General features: G+C 44.6%; 18 protein-coding genes. 8 read left to right on the top strand and 10 right to left on the bottom strand.

What is annotated here, in order from left to right:
- Positions 1 to 270: 270 nt before the first annotated feature.
- Positions 271 to 1,896, top strand: a complete 1,626-nt coding sequence (locus MTF70_RS21660; protein ID WP_205461187.1) for a methyl-accepting chemotaxis protein — start codon at positions 271 to 273, stop codon at positions 1,894 to 1,896.
- A gap of 189 nt (positions 1,897 to 2,085) precedes the next feature.
- Positions 2,086 to 3,486, top strand: a complete 1,401-nt coding sequence (gene asnS, locus MTF70_RS21655; RefSeq protein ID WP_025767293.1) for an asparagine--tRNA ligase — start codon at positions 2,086 to 2,088, stop codon at positions 3,484 to 3,486.
- A gap of 90 nt (positions 3,487 to 3,576) precedes the next feature.
- Here asnS and MTF70_RS21650 read toward each other — a convergent pair whose 3' ends face one another.
- A complete protein-coding gene (locus MTF70_RS21650; RefSeq protein ID WP_017636102.1) occupies positions 3,577 to 3,801 on the bottom strand; it encodes a hypothetical protein in 225 nt (74 codons plus the stop codon).
- A 98-nt stretch (positions 3,802 to 3,899) separates the two neighbouring features.
- Complete coding sequence (locus MTF70_RS21645; protein ID WP_205461186.1) at positions 3,900 to 5,291, bottom strand: PLP-dependent aminotransferase family protein; 1,392 nt, start codon at positions 5,289 to 5,291, stop codon at positions 3,900 to 3,902.
- Between the two features lie 258 nt (positions 5,292 to 5,549).
- On the opposite strand from MTF70_RS21645, the gene MTF70_RS21640 reads away from it, so the two are divergent.
- The 3 genes from MTF70_RS21640 to MTF70_RS21630 all read left to right on the top strand — a co-directional run bounded on the left by MTF70_RS21640 (position 5,550) and on the right by MTF70_RS21630 (position 7,848).
- Positions 5,550 to 5,780 (top strand): hypothetical protein, encoded by a 231-nt coding sequence (locus MTF70_RS21640; protein WP_205461185.1) that lies wholly within the window; start codon positions 5,550 to 5,552, stop codon positions 5,778 to 5,780.
- A 245-nt stretch (positions 5,781 to 6,025) separates the two neighbouring features.
- On the top strand, positions 6,026 to 6,325 hold the full coding sequence (locus tag MTF70_RS21635; protein WP_005376885.1) for a hypothetical protein: 300 nt from the start codon (positions 6,026 to 6,028) through the stop codon (positions 6,323 to 6,325).
- Between the two features lie 332 nt (positions 6,326 to 6,657).
- Positions 6,658 to 7,848 carry an amino acid aminotransferase gene (locus tag MTF70_RS21630; protein ID WP_017636105.1) on the top strand — a complete coding sequence of 397 codons (1,191 nt, stop codon included), beginning with the start codon at positions 6,658 to 6,660 and terminating at the stop codon, positions 7,846 to 7,848.
- An 89-nt stretch (positions 7,849 to 7,937) separates the two neighbouring features.
- On the opposite strand, the gene MTF70_RS21625 is transcribed toward MTF70_RS21630, so the two are convergent.
- On the bottom strand, positions 7,938 to 8,579 hold the full coding sequence (locus tag MTF70_RS21625) for an outer membrane beta-barrel protein (protein WP_017820457.1): 642 nt from the start codon (positions 8,577 to 8,579) through the stop codon (positions 7,938 to 7,940).
- 314 nt (positions 8,580 to 8,893) lie between these two features.
- On the opposite strand from MTF70_RS21625, the gene MTF70_RS21620 reads away from it, so the two are divergent.
- Together MTF70_RS21620 and MTF70_RS21615 are read left to right on the top strand one after the other, a co-directional pair.
- Complete coding sequence (locus MTF70_RS21620; RefSeq protein ID WP_033905640.1) at positions 8,894 to 10,783, top strand: DUF294 nucleotidyltransferase-like domain-containing protein; 1,890 nt, start codon at positions 8,894 to 8,896, stop codon at positions 10,781 to 10,783.
- 8 nt (positions 10,784 to 10,791) lie between these two features.
- The gene (locus tag MTF70_RS21615; protein WP_005376881.1) at positions 10,792 to 11,511 is read left to right on the top strand and encodes a 3'-5' exonuclease; all 720 of its coding nucleotides are present in this window, start codon (positions 10,792 to 10,794) and stop codon (positions 11,509 to 11,511) included.
- A 69-nt stretch (positions 11,512 to 11,580) separates the two neighbouring features.
- Here the strand turns inward: MTF70_RS21615 and MTF70_RS21610 are convergent, their stop codons facing one another.
- Entirely contained in the window at positions 11,581 to 13,464 is a 1,884-nt protein-coding gene (locus tag MTF70_RS21610) for a methyl-accepting chemotaxis protein (RefSeq protein WP_005376880.1), read from the bottom strand.
- Positions 13,465 to 13,695: 231 nt separating this feature from the next.
- Positions 13,696 to 15,267 carry a BCCT family transporter gene (locus MTF70_RS21605; RefSeq protein ID WP_005376879.1) on the bottom strand — a complete coding sequence of 524 codons (1,572 nt, stop codon included), beginning with the start codon at positions 15,265 to 15,267 and terminating at the stop codon, positions 13,696 to 13,698.
- Positions 15,268 to 15,654: 387 nt separating this feature from the next.
- Between MTF70_RS21605 and MTF70_RS21600 the strand changes: the two genes are divergently transcribed.
- Complete coding sequence (locus MTF70_RS21600) at positions 15,655 to 16,131, top strand: MarR family transcriptional regulator (RefSeq protein WP_005376877.1); 477 nt, start codon at positions 15,655 to 15,657, stop codon at positions 16,129 to 16,131.
- A 40-nt stretch (positions 16,132 to 16,171) separates the two neighbouring features.
- Here the strand turns inward: MTF70_RS21600 and MTF70_RS21595 are convergent, their stop codons facing one another.
- From MTF70_RS21595 to MTF70_RS21575, 5 genes are all read right to left on the bottom strand, one after another.
- Positions 16,172 to 16,810: a response regulator transcription factor gene (locus tag MTF70_RS21595; RefSeq protein ID WP_005376875.1), complete on the bottom strand. Its 639-nt coding sequence runs from the start codon at positions 16,808 to 16,810 to the stop codon at positions 16,172 to 16,174.
- Positions 16,803 to 18,158, bottom strand: a complete 1,356-nt coding sequence (locus MTF70_RS21590; RefSeq protein ID WP_205461184.1) for a cache domain-containing protein — start codon at positions 18,156 to 18,158, stop codon at positions 16,803 to 16,805. Before MTF70_RS21590 ends, MTF70_RS21595 begins: the two co-directional genes overlap by 8 nt.
- A 151-nt stretch (positions 18,159 to 18,309) precedes the next feature.
- Positions 18,310 to 19,596, bottom strand: coding sequence for a TRAP transporter large permease subunit (locus tag MTF70_RS21585; RefSeq protein WP_005376871.1), 1,287 nt, complete (start codon positions 19,594 to 19,596; stop codon positions 18,310 to 18,312).
- 12 nt (positions 19,597 to 19,608) lie between these two features.
- Positions 19,609 to 20,148, bottom strand: a complete 540-nt coding sequence (locus tag MTF70_RS21580) for a TRAP transporter small permease subunit (RefSeq protein ID WP_005376869.1) — start codon at positions 20,146 to 20,148, stop codon at positions 19,609 to 19,611.
- A 115-nt stretch (positions 20,149 to 20,263) separates the two neighbouring features.
- Positions 20,264 to 21,355: a TRAP transporter substrate-binding protein gene (locus MTF70_RS21575; protein ID WP_017636112.1), complete on the bottom strand. Its 1,092-nt coding sequence runs from the start codon at positions 21,353 to 21,355 to the stop codon at positions 20,264 to 20,266.
- Between the last annotated feature and the right edge of the window lie 155 nt (positions 21,356 to 21,510).

Raw genomic sequence — 21,510 nt, 5'->3', positions numbered from 1 at the left:
ATGTGCTGCTCTCAAAAATGACGTATGTTTTGGTTCAACTTTACTAAATACAAACGCAACAAAACGTGGAGGGCTCTCAGCGCAAGTAATCAAAACTTTTGTCTCGGCGTCGTATTTTTGTCACGCGCCAAACATTTGATTACACAGCACTCACATCACAATTACATATCCCCAACATGTGTGGGGTCACAATCATTCATTTCGTTGTTCGCAGTGCGCATTTGTGCACATTAGTATTGTGCAGTTCGTTCCAATTACACTTATAAATTTATGCGCTCAACTATCACTTTTAAGCTCTTACTGGCGTTAATTGCTGTCTTCAGCTGCGTTCTAGCTGCCTCTACGGCTTACCAATACCATCAACAAAAAACCTTAATCAATGATGTTCTTAGTGAACAACTCCATGATAAGGCTAGTAATTATTTCGATAGCCTAAATATGATGATGCTTACGGGCACCATGTCGCAAAAAGAGACCTTACGTCAAAAATCCCTGGCCCAAGAAGGCATTGAAGCAGTTCGCGTGTTGCGAGCTGATACTGTGACCAAACTTTACGGACCTGGGCAACAAAACCAGCAGCCTGTCGATGATATTGATCAACGAGCGTTGAATGGTGAACTGGTGATTGAACCAATCTCAGCCGATTGGGGCAAAGGGTTAGTAGTCGCGCTACCAATGAAATCGAGCGAAAATTACCGTGGCACCAACTGCGTTTCTTGCCACGTTGCACCAGCAGGAGAAGTGTTGGGCGCGATTCGCTTGGAATACAACATGAATCATGTCAATTCAATGATCAGTAAACAGGCAATGTTTGCGATGGGAATAATGGCCGTAATCGCATTTGTGGGCTTCATCATAACGATGAGTTTGATTCAAAAAATCATTGTACGACCAATTCAAAGAACGTCGAAATTCATGTCGAATGTGAGCCATAGTAAAGATCTATCTCAACGACTGATGCATCACCAACAGGATGAAGTGGGCCAACTTTCTACAGCCATCAATTCATTCATGGACACGGTCTCCGAAAGCTTAGAACGTGTGCAAGACACCTCTCACTCACTTGCCGACTCCGCGAGTAAACTAACTGCTGTCGCGCAGTCCACAGATAAAGCGGCCAATAACCAACAGCTAGAGACCAGCGAAGTACAAAGCAATATCACCGATATGCTGCAGCAACAAACTGCTGTTGAGGACTCGACTAACAACGCTACTGTTTTGGTCAATCACACCGTTGATGTCGCCACTCATAGTGCAAGCCAAGCACACAATGTAAGTGAAGACATCAAACAACTAGTAAGTAACATTGATACCGTACGGGAAAAAATCAGCTCTCTAAACCAAAGAACCGAAGAAGTGTCGTCCATTCTTGTGGTTATTAAGGGTATTGCAGAACAAACCAATCTGCTCGCGTTGAATGCTGCTATTGAAGCCGCCCGAGCCGGAGAGCAAGGACGCGGTTTTGCGGTCGTCGCGGAAGAAGTGCGTAACCTGGCTTCTAGGACGGCTGAAGCCACTGGTAATATTGAACATATCATTTCTCAATTCCAGCAAGGAAGTGAAGAGTCATTAACTTCTGTTGATACCGTCTGCCAGTTTGCTCATCAACGCTCTGTCGATGTCGAGGCACTATCAGCCACAATGCATAACGTTGTTGACGAAATGCGCCAAGTGCTCAGACATGCAGAAGATATCCAAAACCAGACGCAAACCACATCTGATGTAAGTCAGCATATTCAATCTAAAATAGATGTGATCACACTGCATGCTAACGACACATCGCAATCAGCATCACACACGCGTGATATTAGTGTTGATTTAGAGCATCTATCCGAACGTTTAGAGCAATTACTAAACCAATTCACACTTTCAGAGCACCAAAGAGTGAATAAATAGAGAGATTCTCCCCATCAAAACGAATATAAAGGTTGATGCGAGCGAATTGACAGGTAATATGTCTCGTTGAATCTGTAAAATGCTACCCAACTCAGCGCTTAGCTTGTTTTTTGAACAAAAATGTTATTAGACAAGTACTTTAAGTAAGCGTTGAGTTGAATTTTTACCTCAATGGAGAATATTGAAAACATGACTTACGCGCCTGTATCAGACGTATTGAAAGGTCAGCTAGCAGTAGACAGCGAAGTGACTGTTCGTGGCTGGATCCGTTCACGTCGTGATTCCAAAGCTGGAATCTCTTTCCTTGCCATATATGACGGCTCTTGTTTCGACCCGATTCAGGCCGTGGTCCCAAATAATCTTAATAATTACGAAGAGGAAGTATTAAAGCTAACGACTGGCTGCTCTGTTGAAGTAACTGGTAAGATTGTTGAATCTCCTGCAAAGGGTCAAGACTTCGAACTTGCTGCCACTGACGTTAAAGTGGTTGGTTGGGTTGAAGATGCTGAAACTTACCCAATGGCAAAAACTCGTCACTCAATCGAGTACCTACGTGAAGTTGCGCACCTACGTCCGCGCACAAACGTAATCGGTGCAGTAGCACGTGTACGTAACTGCCTATCTCAAGCAATCCACCGCTTCTACCACGAGCAAGGTTACTTCTGGGTATCTGCGCCGTTGATCACGGCTTCAGATGCTGAAGGCGCTGGTGAAATGTTCCGCGTATCTACGCTAGACATGGAAAACCTTCCTCGCACTGACGCTGGTAAAGTGGACTACAACGAAGACTTCTTCGGTAAAGAGACGTTCCTAACAGTATCTGGTCAGCTAAACGCAGAAGCTTACGCTTGTGCACTAAGCAAAGTTTACACTTTCGGCCCTACTTTCCGTGCTGAAAACTCAAACACAAGCCGCCACCTAGCAGAATTCTGGATGGTTGAGCCTGAAGTTGCGTTCGCAGAACTGGATGATGTAGCGAAACTGGCTGAAGACATGCTCAAGTACGTGTTTAAAGCGGTGCTTGCAGAGTGTCGTGATGACCTTGAGTTCTTCGCTCAACGCATCGATAAAGAAGCAATCACTCGTCTAGAGCAGTTCGTTTCTTCTGACTTCGCGCAAGTTGACTACACTGACGCAATCCAGATCCTTCTTGATTCAGGTCGTGAGTTCGAGTTCCCAGTTGAATGGGGTATCGATATGTCTTCTGAGCACGAGCGTTTCCTTGCTGAAGAACACTTTAAAGCACCTGTAATCGTTAAGAACTACCCGAAAGACATTAAAGCATTCTACATGCGTGCTAACGATGACGGTAAAACAGTTGCAGCGATGGACGTTCTAGCACCGGGCATCGGCGAAATCATCGGTGGTTCTCAGCGTGAAGAGCGCCTAGACATTCTAGATGCACGTATGCGTGAAGTGGGTATCGATCCTGAACACATGAGCTGGTACCGCGACCTACGTAAATACGGTACAGTGCCACACGCAGGCTTCGGTCTAGGCTTTGAGCGCCTAGTATCTTACGTCACTGGTATGGGCAACGTTCGTGACGTGATCCCATTCCCACGTACTCCTCGCTCTGCGAACTTCTAATCACTTTTTAGTGATATCGAATTAAAAAGACCTCCCATGTGGAGGTCTTTTATTTGTACGAATGATTTTCTAGCAACCGGTGTATGCACTCTAGTTGTTATTTTCGTCGTCATCCTCATCTGCTCGCGCTGCGTATTTTACTCCAACCACACACAAGCCAAACATCACAAATGGGATAACGGCAGCAGTGTATTCCGTCCAAACCATATGAGAGAAAGATTTCGCCAATATCAAGTGTGCAAACACCAACAAAAATGCGCTAAAAATAGCAACACCCATCAACCTAAGTTCATGCTTTACCAACTGCTTTTTCATTACGGCTCCTAACCTAAATGGTTGTCTGCCCATGATTGAAACACAGCTTCGGTATCGTCCACTGATACAGTTTGAGCAAAAAACAGGTAAACAGTTGGCTAATGAAGTAATTCTCCGACCGTCTTCACGGCTTGTTCTAATTCATCATTTACAGGTAACGATGTATTAAGCCTCAGGTAGTTCTCATAATTTGGAGCGATAGAAAACAACTGACCAAATGCTACAGTGATGTTCGCTTCCAATAACTTCTGATAAATCGCTTTTCCGCACTTTGTTTTCGGCAGTTCTATCCAAAGAAAATAGCCGCCTTCCGGTTGCGTGTAACGAATCGATTGGGGAAAGTACTTATCAACCAGTTCAATAAACGCCAATTGCCGCTGCTCAAGATTCTTTCGCAGTTTTCTAAGATGGCTATCATAACTATCGTTTTGCAAGTAATGCGCGATACCCTGCTGGATTGGTGCACTGCCTGACAACGTCGAGATAAGTTGCAGCTTTTGAAGTTGCTCATTGAAGCGTTTGTTTACCACCCAGCCCAGCCTATAGCCAGGGCAAAGGCTTTTTGAAAATGATCCACAATGCAACACGCGCTCTTGTGTATCAAAAGCTTTAAGTGAGCTTGGCTTTTTTTCAGAAAAATAAAGCTCTGAATACACATCATCTTCGATCAAGTACACATCGTATTTGTCAGCCAGTTCGACGATACGTTGCTTCTGCCCGTCACTTAATAAGGTTCCTGTTGGATTGTGAAAGTTAGTCATTAACCAACATGCGCGAACCTCATTGCCGGCAAAAGTCGCTTCAATTTGATCCACTGAATGTCCAGTTAACGGATCCACCGTTATTTCTATCGCCTTTAGACCTAAACGTTCAATCGCTTGAAGTGCGCCATAAAACGTCGGTGATTCAACTACAACAGTATCTCCAGGCTGGGTCACGGCCTGAAGGCTCAAATTCAATGCTTCTAATGCGCCAGAAGTAACGACAATATCATCATGGGTAAACACCATACCTTGTTGGATGTACCGTTGAGCAATCAAACGGCGTAGAGACTCACAGCCCGGCGGCAAGTTATCCAATAACGTCTCTGCCCCCATCTTCCTGCCTGAGCTGGCTAGGTTGCGGTTTAGCGCTTCTAATGGGAACAATGCTGGGTCTGGAAACGCGGAGCCAAACTTCACCGCATTCGATGAGGCCTGATTTTTGAGGTAGTCGTAAAGTTCATCGTTGATGCTGGAGCGATAAACGGAAGTGGCTGGAGAACTCGGTTCGAAGCGGTCCAACTCCGCAGTCACAAAGTATCCAGACTGAGGTTTCGCTGCGACCCAACCTTGTGCTTCGAGCAGCTGATAAGCTTGTAATACCGTACCTGCGCTGACAGAATGGTTTCGGCTTGTTACACGCACTGATGGCAGCTTTTCCCCTGCTCTCCAAGTATTTTGCTGAATCTGCGTTTTGAACAGCTCAGCCAGTTGACGGTATCGGTTCATGTTTCCCTCATTTCACTTACAGCCGCACCATAGCATACTTCGCGCCAGCATTCTGATATGGGAGTATTCAATTTAGCAACGTAATTTATCAAGCTTATAATAGATATTTCAGCCACGAAGTGAGCGTTTATATCCCATACTTTGACTGTTACACACATATTGCCTCACATCTTTGCAATACCTAAAAGCCAAGGTTTTACGTTGGACTGAGTTCGTTAAACTCACTTCGAGCTACGGTCTTTAAATCAGGAGGAAGCGATGAAAGTTTTTACAATGGACGATCTCTCGTATCACGGAAAACATAAAGGTGTACATAGTTGGGACCATCCTGGCAGTACCACCCCTTATTATTGGCATCCTGATTGGCTGCATATCGCTGAAGATGCTTTGGGTGAACACAAAAAGGCTGACCTTGAACTCCCTGATGGAGAAACAGCGACAGAAGAGCATGCAAAAGCGGCGATTCTCAAACACTTGAATGACGAGTAGTTTAGGCTCTATCACCGTTCAAGAATAGCATTAGGTAGGCGAATCCATCGTTGTATGCTTTAAACACAAATAAAGCTAAAACCTGCCAAATAGTAAATTCTTCTGAATGAGAAGTACGCATCTTCTATAGCGTTCAAAGGGCAAAATAAGTCGATTGTTATCACATTAATTTTCATTACATCTGTTACATTTAAATAGTAATGGTGATGCACACCTCAACTCATGGATTATGAGAGAAAACAATAATGGCGAAATACAACGAAGAAGATATTAAATACAAAGGTGAATCCAACGGCGTACATTCTTGGAGCTCTCCTTCCGGCCAACCTTATTACTGGCACCCAGATTGGTTACACGTTGCGGAAGATGCGACGGGTACGCATCCGAAGCAAAAACTTGAAGTTGAAAAGACAGAAGTACCAACCGAAAAGCACGCGTTAAAAGCGATCTTAAAGCATATGAATGACTGGGCGACTGAAAAGCTTTCTTCTAACCCTGACATCGAAACCAATGCGGTTGAGTCGGAAATCAATCTGAAGAAATAACCCCAACCGATATCCATACTTCTAACAGTAAACGCTCCACCTTTGGTGGGGCGTTTTTGTCTCAACAAATCCTCACTAGACAATTATAAACGTGTTAACGCAAAGCACTGAATTGAAACGATTGGGATGTGTGCAAAACTTCTCCAACCATGGCATAAATGCCCTTCAAACTCTGTGCCTACCAAACGTTTTCATGGCAAAAACTTTAGTTATGTTAGAATTCTGTTTCAAATCGCAACTTTTTTAGGTTTTCTTTTCAGTAACGGTTGTAACCAATATTGCTGAAAGGTATAAATGTTAGCACACCCCTTCGATTAACATGGATGAAGATTATGTTTGAAAAAGTAGTTGCCGCTCCGGCTGACCCTATTCTTGGCCTTACTGAAGAGTTTAAAAAAGATGCTCGCGCAGACAAAATTAACCTTGGCGTAGGTATTTACAAAAACGAGCAAGGCGAAACTCCCGTTCTTGCGACAGTAAAGAAAGCTGAAGCAGCACTTGTTGAAACTGAAAAAACCAAATCTTACCTAACCATCGAAGGCACAGCAGAGTACGGCATTGCAGTGCAAAAACTGCTTTTCGGCTCTGATGCAGAAATTGTAAACGAAAAACGCGCTAAAACAGCTCAAGCTCCGGGTGGTACTGGTGCACTACGTGTTGCCGGCGAGTTTATTAAACGTCAACTAGGCGATGTAAAGATCTGGATCAGCAACCCAACATGGGCGAACCACAACGGCGTATTTACTGCTGCTGGTATCGAAACGGCACAATACAGCTACTACAATGCTGAAACAAAAGACAAAGACTTCGATGCGATGCTAAATGATCTGCAATCTGCATCTGAAGGCGACATCGTGCTTCTACACGGCTGCTGTCACAACCCTACAGGGATCGATCCTACGGCTGAAGAATGGGAAACATTGGCGAAACTTGTCGCAGAGAAGAAATTGCTTCCTCTGTTCGACTTCGCCTACCAAGGCTTTGCTAAAGGTGTGGAAGAAGATGCTGCAGGTCTTCGTACTTTTGCTAAATACAACAAAGAAATCCTAGTCGCGAGCTCTTTCTCGAAAAACTTTGGCCTATACAATGAACGCGTAGGTGCCTTCACGTTAGTAGCTGAGTCAGAAGAAGTCGCAACAACCGCTTTTTCTCAAGTTAAAGCCATTATTCGCTCTATCTACTCTAACCCACCTGCACACGGCAGCGCTGTCGTGACTCACATTCTTGGCAACGCCGAAATGCGTGCGGAATGGGAAGCTGAAGTAGCAGAAATGCGTGACCGCATTCAAGAAATGCGTGAACTGTTTGTAGCGACACTAAAAGCAGAGGGTGTGGACGCAGACTTTAGTTTCATCGAACGTCAAAATGGTATGTTCTCTTTCTCTGGTCTTTCTAAAGAGCAAGTTAACCGCCTTAAAGAAGAGTTCGGTATTTACATTGTCGGTTCTGGCCGAATCAGTGTTGCTGGTATGACGAAGTCAAATATGGGCCCTCTATGTAAAGGCATTGCAGCGGTTTTATAATCGACTGTCGCATACTTTATTAAAAGGAAAGGTCAGCATAAGCTGACCTTTTTTGTTTTAACTTAACGCCAAAAACGAACCCGTCCGATCTAGTAGACAAACTTCAAACTCAGCCCTACTTCATTGACGTAATCTGAGCTTTCACCGCTGTAATCAGTATCTCTAAACTGATAAAAAAGACCAGTGCCGATGACTTTATGCCATTGGTAGTTAAGACCGATCTTAAAATTGTTCTCATCAACGATATCACTACGGTTCAACTCCACTTCAGCTGTCGCAATAAGCTTTTCACTGAGCAAGTAATTCACCCCAACAGTTACAGCTTGAATCAATTCGCTATCGGAAGACAACGTATTATCCGTTTTGTCGTCCGTCGCTTTCGCTTTGATTGCGCCTATTCCATATAGCCCGTAGATATCGAATTGCTCTGTAACTCCATAACGGTAACCACCACCAAACAAAAGGCGGTCAATGCGAAGAGTAAAATCATCCGGATGGAAAAACTGCGCTGAGTAATCAACATTAAACAACCAGTTCTCAGTAAACAAATAGTTACCACCGAGTCCAACTGTGGTCGCATTAGAGTTATCTAACCATTCTTCGTTTGTCGTTCCGGCACCAACATCCAAATGAATGTGTTCGTACCCAAATTTTTCTGCTTGGTCCATGACCGCTGCGCTTGATATCGCCGGCAAAGCAGCTAAAGAAACAAGCAATAAATTTCTCACCATTCGACTTCCTTTCATGAGAATTATCTAAACACTGTATTCCATCGCCTGAGCTACTTGGCTCAAGAAGAATAGCTTAATCTAAAGACGTGATAACGATCTGAAACAGCCAAAGATCTAATCAGTCATCACGAAGAAAACATATCGACGACGTCTTTTTCAATTGAGGTGACCATATAGTAGTAAAAATGAAGCTCCCTTATCGTGCGATATGTCAGAATCTTATGACTGAGCACGAAAATCGCGGTTCAGATAAGACTCTGTTTTAAAACTAAGTTAAGATTACTTTATTATTTGCGAACTAAAAGGCGCCTTCGATGGATGCAGAACTTCTCGAGATTTACAACTTTCTCGCCAAGTATCCCCCGTTCAATGAACTCCCTGAAGAAACACTAAACAAGGTGACAGAGAGTGTCGAAATCTCGTACTACCGAGAAGATACCCCCATCATCCATTTTGGAGACTATATCCAAGATTTATACGTGGTGCGAAGCGGTGTTGTTGAAGTTTATCGACGCAAAGGTGAGCTGTATAATCGCCTTGACGAAGGTGACCTATTTGGCCAGATGGGCATGCTCACCAATAACAAAGTCCGCTTTCCGGTAAAAGCCATTGAGGATACCCTGCTCTACTGTATTCCTGGTGACATTTTCCAAGAAATTTACGATAACTTTGATTCCTTTGCGGATTTTGTTGAAGTTGAAAATAGCGCTCGTTTACGCCAAGCCATTTCAGAAAACAAAGACGCCAATGACCTGACGACGTCGAAAGTGAAAACCTTGCTGACTGGCGATGCTCATACGATTGATCGTGGTCAGACAATCCAGCAAGCCGCGCAGCAAATGGCGAATGACAACGTATCGGCTTTACTTATCGTCGACCCAGATTTCGTTCGTGACGAAGACGATCCACAGTCCCCAGTACTTGGTATCATTACTGACCGTGACTTGTGTACCCGTGTGTTAGCTGAAGGTTTGTCCCCACAGGACGATGTGTCCAGTGTGATGACCACGGAGGTCATGTCTCTTGACCACAACGCTTACATCTATGAAGCAATGTTAACGATGCTGCGTTACAACGTACATCACCTACCAGTGGTAAAAAACCAATTACCAATCGGTATTATCGAAACAACCGACATTGTTCGTTATGAATCTCAGAATTCGTTGTTGTTGGTGAGTAGTATTTTCCAACAACAGACTATCGAAGATTTAGCAGTTGTTGCCGAAGAAGTGAAAAGCAGCTTCGTGCGTCTGGTCAATGAAGATGCCAACTCTCACATGGTGGGTAGCGCGATGTCGGTCATTGGCCGAAGCTTCAAACAGCGTCTGCTAGAAATGGCAGAAGAAGAGCTTGGTCCACCGCCAATTCCTTATTGTTTCCTTGCACTTGGCTCAATGGGGCGAGATGAGCAACTGTTGGTGACTGACCAAGATAACGCCATCATTCTAGATGAGACTTATCAAGAAGAGAAACATGGTAAATACTTCGAAGCCCTAGCAAAATACGTCAGCGATGGGTTAGATGCCTGTGGCTACAAATATTGCACAGGTGATATTATGGCAACCAACCCACTATGGCGCATGACTCGTTCAGAGTGGGAAGAGTGTTTTGCTGACTGGATTGATAACCCGAACCCGAAAGCACTACTCAACGCCTCCATCTTTTTCGACTTGGATGGCGTCTATGGCCGCTTAAAATGGGCAGAACAGTTAACTAGCTTTATTGTTCGTCGCGCTCGAAAGAACAACCGCTTCTTAGCGTGTTTGGCTCGTAACGCACTAAACAGAACACCACCTCTGGGCTTCTTTAAAGACTTCGTGATGGAAAAAGATGGCAGACACAACAACTCCATCAACCTCAAACGTCGCGGTACTGCTCCTCTGGTCGACTTAATTCGTGTTCACTCTCTGGCGGTTGGTTCACGTGCACAGAACTCGTTTGAGCGTCTTGACGACATTATTGATGCTGGCATTTTGCCAAAAGGTCGAGCACAAGACTTAAAAGACGCGTTAGAATTTATTTCCATGGTACGTATTCGTCACCAAGCGACGGATGTGGAACTAGGCATTGAGCCTGATAACAATATCGAACCGGAAAACCTCTCTGAGTTTGAACGTCGCAACCTAAAGGATGCATTCCAGATCCTAAGCAATGGTCAAAATTTCCTTAAGTTCCGCTACCAAGCGAACAAGAGCTTTAAGTGAGGTTTAGCATGATTAAAAAGCTCTTTCAGAAGCCAACCATTCAGTGGCCAACGAAGTTTGAACAAAAGCTGGAGATGGCGAAGGATGAGAATTTAATTGCGTTCTATAGCAACAAGCCGCCTGCTCCAGAAACACCGTTATCTGAGGTGGAGTTCGTGGCGTTAGATTTCGAAACGACGGGTTTGAATCCTGAAAAACATGACATCATTACTATTGGTTTGGTGCCGTTTAACCTGAAGCGAATTTTCCTACGTAACTCGCGTCATTGGAAGGTACGTCCACAGCGTGCACTCGATGAAGACTCAGTCATTATACACGGTATTACTCACAGCGAATTGATCGATGCGCCTGACTTAGGCGATATCTTAAGCGAGCTGCTACCATGCTTAAGCGGGAAAATCATTGTTGTTCATTACCGTCGTATCGAGAGAGAGTTTCTGGATAAAGCGCTCAAAAGCCGTTTAGGGGAAGGTATTGAGTTTCCTGTTTTAGATACGCTGCACCTTGAAGAAACGATTCAACAGAAACGTTCAGGCTCTCTCTGGGAGCGTCTAAAAGGGAAAAAACCAGAATCGGTTAGGCTAGCGCAATCTCGACGCCGTTATGGGCTGCCAGACTATACGCCTCACCATGCATTAACCGACGCAATTGCTACCGCAGAGCTGCTGCAAGCGCAAATCGCCCATCATTACAGTGAAGAGCAACCCATCAGTGAGTTCTGGCTGTAATGTATTTCACGCTTAATAGCGATCAAAAAAGGAGCCAGATGGCTCCTTTTTACTTAGGTTGAGACAAGATTACAGCTTAAAGCGTTGAATCTCTTGTTCAAGTTCGTGTGATAGCTCAGACAGGTGAGCAGCTTGTTCTGCTGCTTGATGAGCTTCGACTGACAACTCGTTAGACACGTCACGAATACCTTCAGTGTTACGAGTGATCTCAGTGGTTACCGATGCTTGCTCTTCTGCTGCTGAAGCAATCTGCGTTGCCATATCACTGATACGCTCAACAGCAGTGTGGATTTGCGTCAAGCTCGCTGCAGCCGCATTGGCATCATCAACACTGGTATCAGCTAGACGACGACTGTCACCCATAATACCGACCGCTTTGGCCGTTGTGCCTTGTAGCATCTCGATAGTTTCTTGAATCTCTTGCGTTGAAGCATGAGTACGTTGGCTCAATACGCGGACTTCATCTGCAACCACAGCAAAACCACGGCCTTGCTCACCTGCACGTGCCGCTTCGATCGCCGCGTTAAGTGCAAGTAGGTTCGTTTGCTCTGCAATGCCTTGAATCGTTGATAGAATCGTATTGATGCTATTTCCGTGTGCTTCTAGCTCTTGAATCACATCAGTAGCAACTTGAACTTCTTGCGCTAAGTTCTGAATAGAGCCTTGCGTTTGAGTTACTTGGCTTGAACCGTGTGAACAAGCTTGAACCGCTTCTTCTGAGTTACTTGCCGTGCTATCAGCATTACCTGCAATTTCTTGTGTCGCTGCTGCCATTTCGTTCACGGCCGTCGCCACCATGTTGATTTCATCTTGCTGGTAAGAGATACGCTGACTACGCTCCTCAGCTTGCTGTGCTGTCGTGCGTGCTTGCTCTGAAAGCGCAGAAGATACGTGGCTAAGCTTAGTAACCATTGTGTGCATGTTGCCAACAAAACGGTTGAAGTTTTCCGCCAGTTTACCTACTTCATCATCACTGCGTGGCTCTAGGCGTTGCGTTAAGTCACCTTCGCCAGATGCAATTTCTTCCAGTGCATTTGATACGCGGTTCAAGTCACGGAACAAGAAACCAACTAGCCAAGAAACTGCAAGAATAACCACAATCGTGATCGCCACAGCAGTGAACAATAGATCTCGTAGCAATACCGCATGACCTGCTTCTTCTGTTGCGCGATCCATTTCAATCGCAAACATCCAATGCGTGCCAGGAACTTTATTGAAGTAGTAAAGCTTCTCTTTTCCTTTGATTACCGTATCTTCGATACGACCTTCATCGGCGGCACGCTCAATTGCCTCTTCTGAAAAATCTTTTAGAACACTGGTGATAGGCTTAAGCGTCAAGCTTTTATCTGGATGCGCTAAAAAGGTGCCTTCATTCATGTCGATTAGCATCGCATGCGCGTTTTCACCTGCATCTAAGTTAATCACATCGCTGATAAGCTGATCGATCAGTACATCCGCACCAACAACACCAACAAACTGACCATTTTTCATTACTGGCTCAGCAATGGTCACAAGTAGTGCATTCGTGATTGCGTCTTGATATGCGGCTGTGATGATTTGCTTACCCGCTGCATCAGCATCCTTGTACCAAGGACGTGTGCGAGGGTCATAATCAGCACGGTTACGCTCCGGATGAGAGCGGTACATATCACCGTTTGGTGTACCAAGGAAGATGTCATCGAAGCCACCAGCCTTGCGAGCTTGTTGTAGGAAAGGAACAACGTCTTGCTCGGTCGAGTAGTCGTTGAACGCAGTGGCAATATCTTTACGGATATTGACCCAATCAGAAATTCCCTCTGACGCAGTAGTACTAAGACTTTGCGCACGTGAATAGACACCTGAACGAGTCTGATCAAATAATTGACCAGCCGACAACCAAGTAAGTGCTGTTGCCATCACAACAACAGCAGAAAGGCTTGCGCCTATAAGCTTTTGTTTTAATGATAATTTCATATTTATAGTTTTTTGAGTTGGGAGAACAGTTAAGGTGCATGAATATTACACACTTTTTTACGACTATTCACTAATTTTTAAAAAACAAAATAGCACATTAACTCTTTGTAAAATATGAACTTTCATGTGTCATTTTTTTGTCTCGAGCGTCATAAAAACCGCACAAAAAAAGCCAGCAAATTGCTGGCCTTTTGATTGATTGTTAGTCAAACGGTTTTATAAAATGCCGAATTACTGACGCTCTGTTCTCATACCCATCAATAAGCTCACACACATTGCAAGCAGAATGAAGGTAAATGGCAGTGCTGTAGAAATGGCACCAGCCTGAAGAGCTTGAACCGCCTCGGAGCCACCAATCCATAGCAGAGCAACCGCAATTGCACCTTCCATGAATGCCCAGAAGACACGTTGAAGTACAGGTGCATCAACTTTACCACCTGCCGTGATACTGTCGATAACAAGTGAACCAGAGTCAGAAGACGTAATGAAGAACACAAGTACCAACACAACAGCGATGATAGAAAGCATGCTACCAAATGGAAGAACATCAAACATTTGGAACATAGCGAGAGATACGTCAGTCAAGCCATTTGTGCCCAGCTCACCTACTTTATCAACAACTTGCTCGATCGCCAGGCCACCAAATACAGACATCCAAACAACGGTAACCGCAGTTGGAACCAGTAGAACTGCTGTGATGAACTCGCGAACGGTACGGCCACGAGAAACACGCGCGATGAACATGCCTACGAATGGCGACCATGAAATCCACCAAGCCCAGTAGAACACTGTCCAGCCTTGGAACCAAGCTTCGTCCGTACGACCAAACGGGTTACTTAGTGGGATGATATTCTCTACATATGCCATAAGTGTGGTTGGAATCGAACCTAGGCTCGCCGCCCAACCGATAAGACCAACAAGGAGAAGTAGCAAGAACGCCACAACCATGTTGATGTTACTAATGACTTTAACACCACCATCGATGCCGCGTACGACTGAAACAACAGCAAGTAAAGTCACCACGGTAATAACGACGATTTGCAGACCTAGGCCTGGCTCAACACCAAATACGTGATGAATACCACTTGCTGCTTGCTGCGCACCTAGACCTAGGGATGTAGCAAGACCAAATAAAGTCGCAAGCACAGCCAGAATGTCCACAATGTGGCCAGCCCAACCCCATGCACGATCACCCAGAAGTGGGTAGAAGATCGAACGCATAGATAGCGGTAAACCTTTGTTGTAGGCAAAGAATGCTAAAGAAAGTGCTACAACACCGTAAATTGCCCATGGGTGAAGGCCCCAGTGGAACATCGTTGCACCCAGTGCCAATCTCGCGGCTTCTGGTGTATTTGCCTCAACACCAAGTGGCGTTTCATACCAACCGGTGAAGTAAGCGACAGGTTCTGCAACACTCCAGAACATTAAACCGATACCCATACCAGCTGCAAATAGCATTGCAAGCCATGACATAAACGAGTAATCGGCAACAGCGTCTTTACCACCTAGTCGAATCTTACCCATTGGTGAGACGATAAGCGCCAAACAGAAAATAACGAAAATGTTACCTGCAATAATGAACAACCAATCGAATGAACCAATAATTTTCCACTTCAGCCCATCAAGTGCCGTCTTTGCGGTATGTGCATCTAGAACTAATGCAGCGACAAGAAACAGCGCAATTAAACCTGCACTAATACCAAAAACTGGGTTATGAACATCAAAACCCCATTTTTGAACGTTGTCCTGACCTACCGTATAGTCGGTACTATCGATACTGTACTTATCTATACCCTTTGTCATCGTTCCTCTCTATTTTTGTAGTGTTTTTACGTACCAAACAAAAAAATCTTTCGAACACGATACGTTTTGCATTCCGTGAAGGCGCAAGATCCTATCATTTGACACGTTTTTGTCTATCTTTTTGCTATTAAAAAATCCAATAACTTACTTTTCACTGTGTGGTTACGGCCTTTGATAGAACAAATCACTACTACAATAGTTAGACCACAAACATTTATTGCTATAATAATTTTAGCTCTTCTTATTTTGTCGAAAAGGCGCGACAAAATGGTATTGAGGACACGGCGTAAAATTGTAGGGGTAATTTTTGATTTCCCCCCTTTAAATAAGGGCGCATTTAAGTTAGTGTCGCCTCGATAAATGTTCCCTACAGACTGGATGAATAAATTGGAAAAGTACGAAGAAGTATTGGTCTCGATTCGTCAGATCATCCGCGCTATTGATTTACATTCTAAAAAGCTGAGCAAAGAGTCTGGATTGACTGCTCCACAGTTGATTTTGATGCGCGCTATCAATGACTTAGATAACGTGACGATTAAACAGTTGTCTAGCCACACTAACATGAGCCAAGCGACCGCAACGACCATTCTAGATAGACTAGAACGAGGCCAGTTTGTTGAGCGTCAGCGCAGTGTTCAAGACAAGCGTAAAGTGCATGCTGTACTTACGAGCAAGGGCCAAGAAGCCTTAAAACAAGCACCAACGCCGCTGCAAGAGCACTTCATTAATCGATTCCAAAAATTGGAAGAATGGGAGCAATCCCTTCTACTATCTTCCGTTCAACGCATCTCGACGATGATGAATGCAGAGGACATCGATGTTGCTCCAATGCTAGAGCTTGGTAGCATTACCAAAGCCGATTAGTTTCGCTCCCACGTGCTCGCTTTTTGCGGGCACTACTCTCCTACTCAGTCAAGCCAGTTTCAAACGCATATTTTGCTAACTCTGCCGTCGAATGTAAGTCCAACTTGTGCTTAATGTTATGGCGATGCGTCTCTACCGTTCGATAACTAATATTGAGTAAAGTGGCGATTTTTTTGCTGCTGTTTCCTTGAGCAACTAATTTAAGTACCGCTTCTTCCCTGCGGCTGAGAGGATTCGTTTTTTGCGTGGCAGGCACCACTTCTTGGGTAAAGAGTGTTTGTGTGACGGATTCACAGAAATACGTCGAGCCTTGGTTCACCGTTTTTATTGCTTGCACCATTTTCTCGGCCGAGATTTCCTTGAGCATATATCCTACGGCACCAGCTTGCATAACCTTCATGATGTATTCGCGATTATCGTGCATGGTCAACATAAGTATTTTGCTCTCTGGGCGCGCTTCTTTAATTACACCAGTCGCTTCAATACCGTTCATTATAGGCATGCTGATATCCATCAATATGACATCCGGTTGCAAGTGCTTTGCGACCTCTATCGCTTCCAAACCATTACTTGCTGTACCCACCACTTCGATGTCAGGCTCTAACTCCAAACGAGCCATGAAGCCATCCAACACCACTTGATGATCATCGACAATCACTACACTAATCGGTTTATCCATAAACTATTTCATCCAAATTAAGCAGCACGGTAATCTCTGTTCCCAAGCCAAGCTCACTCATTAGCTCAAATTCACCACCGATGAACTCTACACGCTCTTGCATGTTCCTTAACCCAATCCCTTGTTGGTGCACTGCTTGGTTAACCACAAATCCAACGCCATCATCACGTATGAGTAATTGCAGCATATTGCCCATTTTTTGCAAAGTAACTGTTACTTTTTTCGCTCGCGCATGTTTTTCAATGTTATTCAAAGACTCCTGAGCGACGCGATATAGCGTCGTTGCGACTTCCGAAGTCAGTTTGTGCTGCTGAGTATCGAAATTGCTCTCGATATCAATCCCGGAATGGGAATGAAAATCCTGTAGCAAGGTCGTCAGTGCTGCTTCTAAACCGATATCATCGAGGGCGCTTGGACGGAGCTGATGAGAAATATGCCGCACCTCATTTATCGCGGTGACGAGCGATCGTTGTGATTTATCTAAGTGGGATTTGAGTTTTTCGTCTTCCAGTCTATGACTCATTAAGTCTAAATGACATTTACTGGAGACTAACAACTGATTGATTCCATCATGCAGTTCTCGCGCTAAATGCTTTTTCTCATCTTCTTGGAACATCACGGTTTTATGTGCCAATTCTTTCAGGTTCTTATCAGCGAGGCGATGCTCGTGCAGATTGATCGCCAGAGTGAGAACAATGATTACAGCAACGGTCACCGCTAAGATCACGACGACTGAGAAAAATGTCGTTTCGATATTTTTGTTCACCGCCGCGCGCATATTGGCGACTTCTCGGCTTACATCCTCAATATACAGCCCAGTCCCTATCATCCATTCCCACTTATCGAGCCATGCAGCGTAACTAAGCTTAGGGACAACTTCACCCGTAGATGGCTTTTGCCACAGGTACTGATGAAATCCACCACCGGATTGCGCTTGATACAATAGAGCTTCGATTAAGCGATCGCCATTTTCGTCTTCAAGATAGAGTAAGTTTTCCCCGACAAGCTCCGGAAGAACTGGGTGTACAAGGTTGGTACCATATTTATCATAAGCAAAAAAATAGCCGTCCGACCCATAACTCAAACGATTTAAAATCGCTTTCACACGCGTTTTGGCAGCACTCTCTTCTAAAGTCGGATCGTTGTAGATGTAAGAAATGGAGTCAAAAGCGACGTCGACCGTATCTTTCAGCGCCGCTTCTTTTGATTGGATCAGGTTTTGATGAAAGATCTCCACCTCCCTTTTGCCAAGGGTCTTAGTTTGATAGATAGAGATCCAGCTGATACTCGCTGACACCAATACCACGGGTATCAGTGTCAGCAGAATTAACTTTGCTTTGAGAGGCATCCCTTCCCTCCATGAAACGCTGCCTTTACAGCTTACTATCTTAGCAGTACAAACGAATCGATTGTGTCTGCATAGACATAATTAACAGCTTAACAACTTGTCTCAAAAGGTAAAAACTCTCAGTTCACAAAATCTCTTTATTATCGAGTGATTAACTCATACCGTAAAAACCTGGGAAAAACAGCAAAGACGCCAACACAACAATCTGAATCGCGATGAACGGCATCACACCTTTGTAGATATCTCGCGTAGTAACCCCTGCTGGAGCGACACCTTTTAGATAGAACAAACTAAAGCCAAATGGCGGTGTGAGGAACGACGTCTGCAAGTTCATCGCAATAAGAATCGCAAACCACGTCATATTAATGCCCATCAATTCAGCGACTGGCGCAATAATTGGCACGATGATAAAACAGATTTCAACGAAGTCGATAAAGAAACCTAAAATCAGAATCACCACCATGGTAATAATAAGGAATCCCCACTTTTCACCCGGCAGTTCTAACATCCACTCTTCAACTAAATAATCACCACCGGTGTAGGTAAATGCCATTGAGAAGGCGGTCGCACCAAGTAAGATCGCAAAGACCATTGCGGTTACCTTAACTGTCTCTTTTGATGCATCATAAATCATCGACCAACTAAACTGTTTATACAATAGCGATAAAATAATCGCACCTGCACCGCCCAGTGCCGCTGACTCTGTTGGTGTTGCAATCCCTGCAAAGATGGAGCCCAATACCACGATGATCAATGCTAAAGGTGGCAATACAGCTTTCAGTGCGGTGAGCACTTCTTGTTTACGACTGATCGACTCATCACGCTCTATCGCCTGTGCGGCTTGAGGGTTCAACTTCGCGTAGATGAGAATGTAGATCACATAGGCGCCAACAAGTGTAATACCGGGCCAGATCGCAGCTTGAAATAGGTCCCCTACCGGTACGCCAAGTACATCACCCAACAAGATCAACACGATAGAAGGTGGGATAATTTGGCCCAACGTGCCAGACGCACAAATAGTCCCACACGCTAAACCTTTGTCGTAATTGTACTTGAGCATCACAGGAAGAGATATTAAGCCCATCGCAACAACTGATGCGCCTACCACACCCGTTGAAGCTGCAAGCAATGCGCCAACTAACACGGTAGAAATAGCGATACCACCGCGAACGCCACCGAACAAACGCCCCATTGATTCTAGTAGCTGTTCAGCAAGCTTGGTTTTCTGTAGCACTAGCCCCATAAAAACGAACAGCGGTACGGCCATTAGCACCGTATTTTCCATAATGGACTGAATTCGATATGGCATAAAAGCAAACATCTCGATGCCTTCAGCCCAAACACCAAAAATCAGCGCGATACCACCAAAAGTAAAGGCAACGGGAAATCCCAATAGAAGCGCAAAGAGCGCAACAAAAAACATCACTATACCGATCATAATGACTTCCTTTTACGACTTACCGTTATTACCGGCATAGATGAGATGAGGGTTGACAATTTTGTTGATTGAATGAAGTAACAATCCAATACCACTCACCGCCATAAAGAAAAATGACAGCGGAATCATCGCTTTGATAATCCAACGATATGGTAAGCCACCTGGGTCACCAGACGTCTCGCCTAACGCGTAACTTTCCTTGGCGAAATCAATACCAAACCAAGCTACCAGTAGGCAAAAAGGGAATAAGAAAAATAGTGTGCCTATGATGTCGATGATGGATTGTGCTTTGTAAGATAAGCGTTCATAAAAAATGTCGACGCGAACATGGCCACCGGACTTAATTGCGTAAGGCACACCAAGCAAGAACACGGCAGAGAATAGATGCCATTCCATTTCTTGGAATGCGATAGACACATCATTAAACACGTAACGCATGACAACGTCGTACACAACGTTTGCTAACAACAAAATAAACAGGATGCTGGATAACCATCCGAGGAAATCGCTAAAGCGGTTAAATAATCGCTCAATATAAATAAGACTTCTCATTCCGAACTCCGTGGAACGTTTAGATGCGCTCCGCTATGGTGCGGAGCATTCATTATGAAGTTTTCTTGGGCTTCGATAGCAGGCTAAACCTCTCGGCATCGCCTGCTTCATAACGTTATTGTTGAGCTTGACTGTTTAAGTACGCTCGGTGCGAAATATCTGACCATGGTCGAACTTGATTCATATAGTTCGCTTGCGACTCTTGAATCTCTTTCGCCAAAGCATCTTTTTCTGCATGTTCTTTCAACAAACGATCGTTTGCTTCTCGCAACGCAGCTACTACTTCAGGTGGGAAATCTTTTACTTCAACATTTGGGTATTCAGACTTAATAGATGCCCAGTTTTTGCCGCTTTCGTGTTTCGATTGCGTGTACATATCGTAAGCGGCCGTTTTCATGGCTACTTGCAAAATCGCTTTTAGATCATCAGGTAAACGATTCCAGGTACGCTTGTTAACGAGGAACTGAAGCTCAGTCGCTGGCTCATGCCAACCTGTGTAGTAGTAAGGCGCGATTTTGTGGAAGCCCATACGTAGATCCAGCGATGGACCAACCCATTCCAAGGCATCAATCGTGCGACGCTCTAGAGAAGTATATAGCTCACCAGGGGCGATATTCGTTGGCTTGGCACCTAACTCAGCCAAAATCTCACCAGCAAACCCTGGGATACGCATTTTCAAACCCTGTAAGTCCTCGACGGACTTGATCTCTTTTTGGAACCACCCGCCCATCTGAGTATCGGTATTACCGCCAGGGAAAGACATCAAGTTATGTGGAGAGTACACTTTTTCCATCAGCTCCATACCACCGCCGTAGTAAAACCATGCATACTGCTCAGTTGGCAACATACCGAAGGGCATAGAAGTGAAGTAAAGTGTGTTTGGAACCTTACCCTTCCAGTAATAAGACGCTGAGTGACCCATGTCATACTGACCCGACTTAACCATATCAAACACCCCAAAAGGCGCTTTATGCTTGTTTGCGGAATCAATGCGGATTTGCAAACGTCCGTTGGACATCTCTTCCGCCATTTTGGCCATGTTTTTTGTGGTATCACCAAAAATTGGGAAATTAGGCCCCCAAGTTTCAGCAAGCTTTAAACGATAGACTTTTTCAGCAGCGTTTACAGAAGTCGCTGCGAGTGCCATCGCGGCAGCGACAGCGGTTGTTTTGAGCACTCGTTTTAAAGATTTTTGGATTAGACTCATCGTTCACGTCCTTTATCACCAAGGTTATTGTTGTCATCCATTTCATTAGGATTGGCTGTATTCGGTATAAAAGATGTAACAATGTTGTCTAATGCGAAATGGGCATGAACACGGAAGCGAGTAATTCATCAATAAGGCATTAGCCTAAGGTATTA

This window comes from Vibrio sp. 2CM40D (assembly GCF_023161825.1).
Taxonomy (GTDB): Bacteria; Pseudomonadota; Gammaproteobacteria; order Enterobacterales; family Vibrionaceae; genus Vibrio; species Vibrio alginolyticus.
This window is presented reverse-complemented; position numbering and strand designations above follow the sequence as displayed.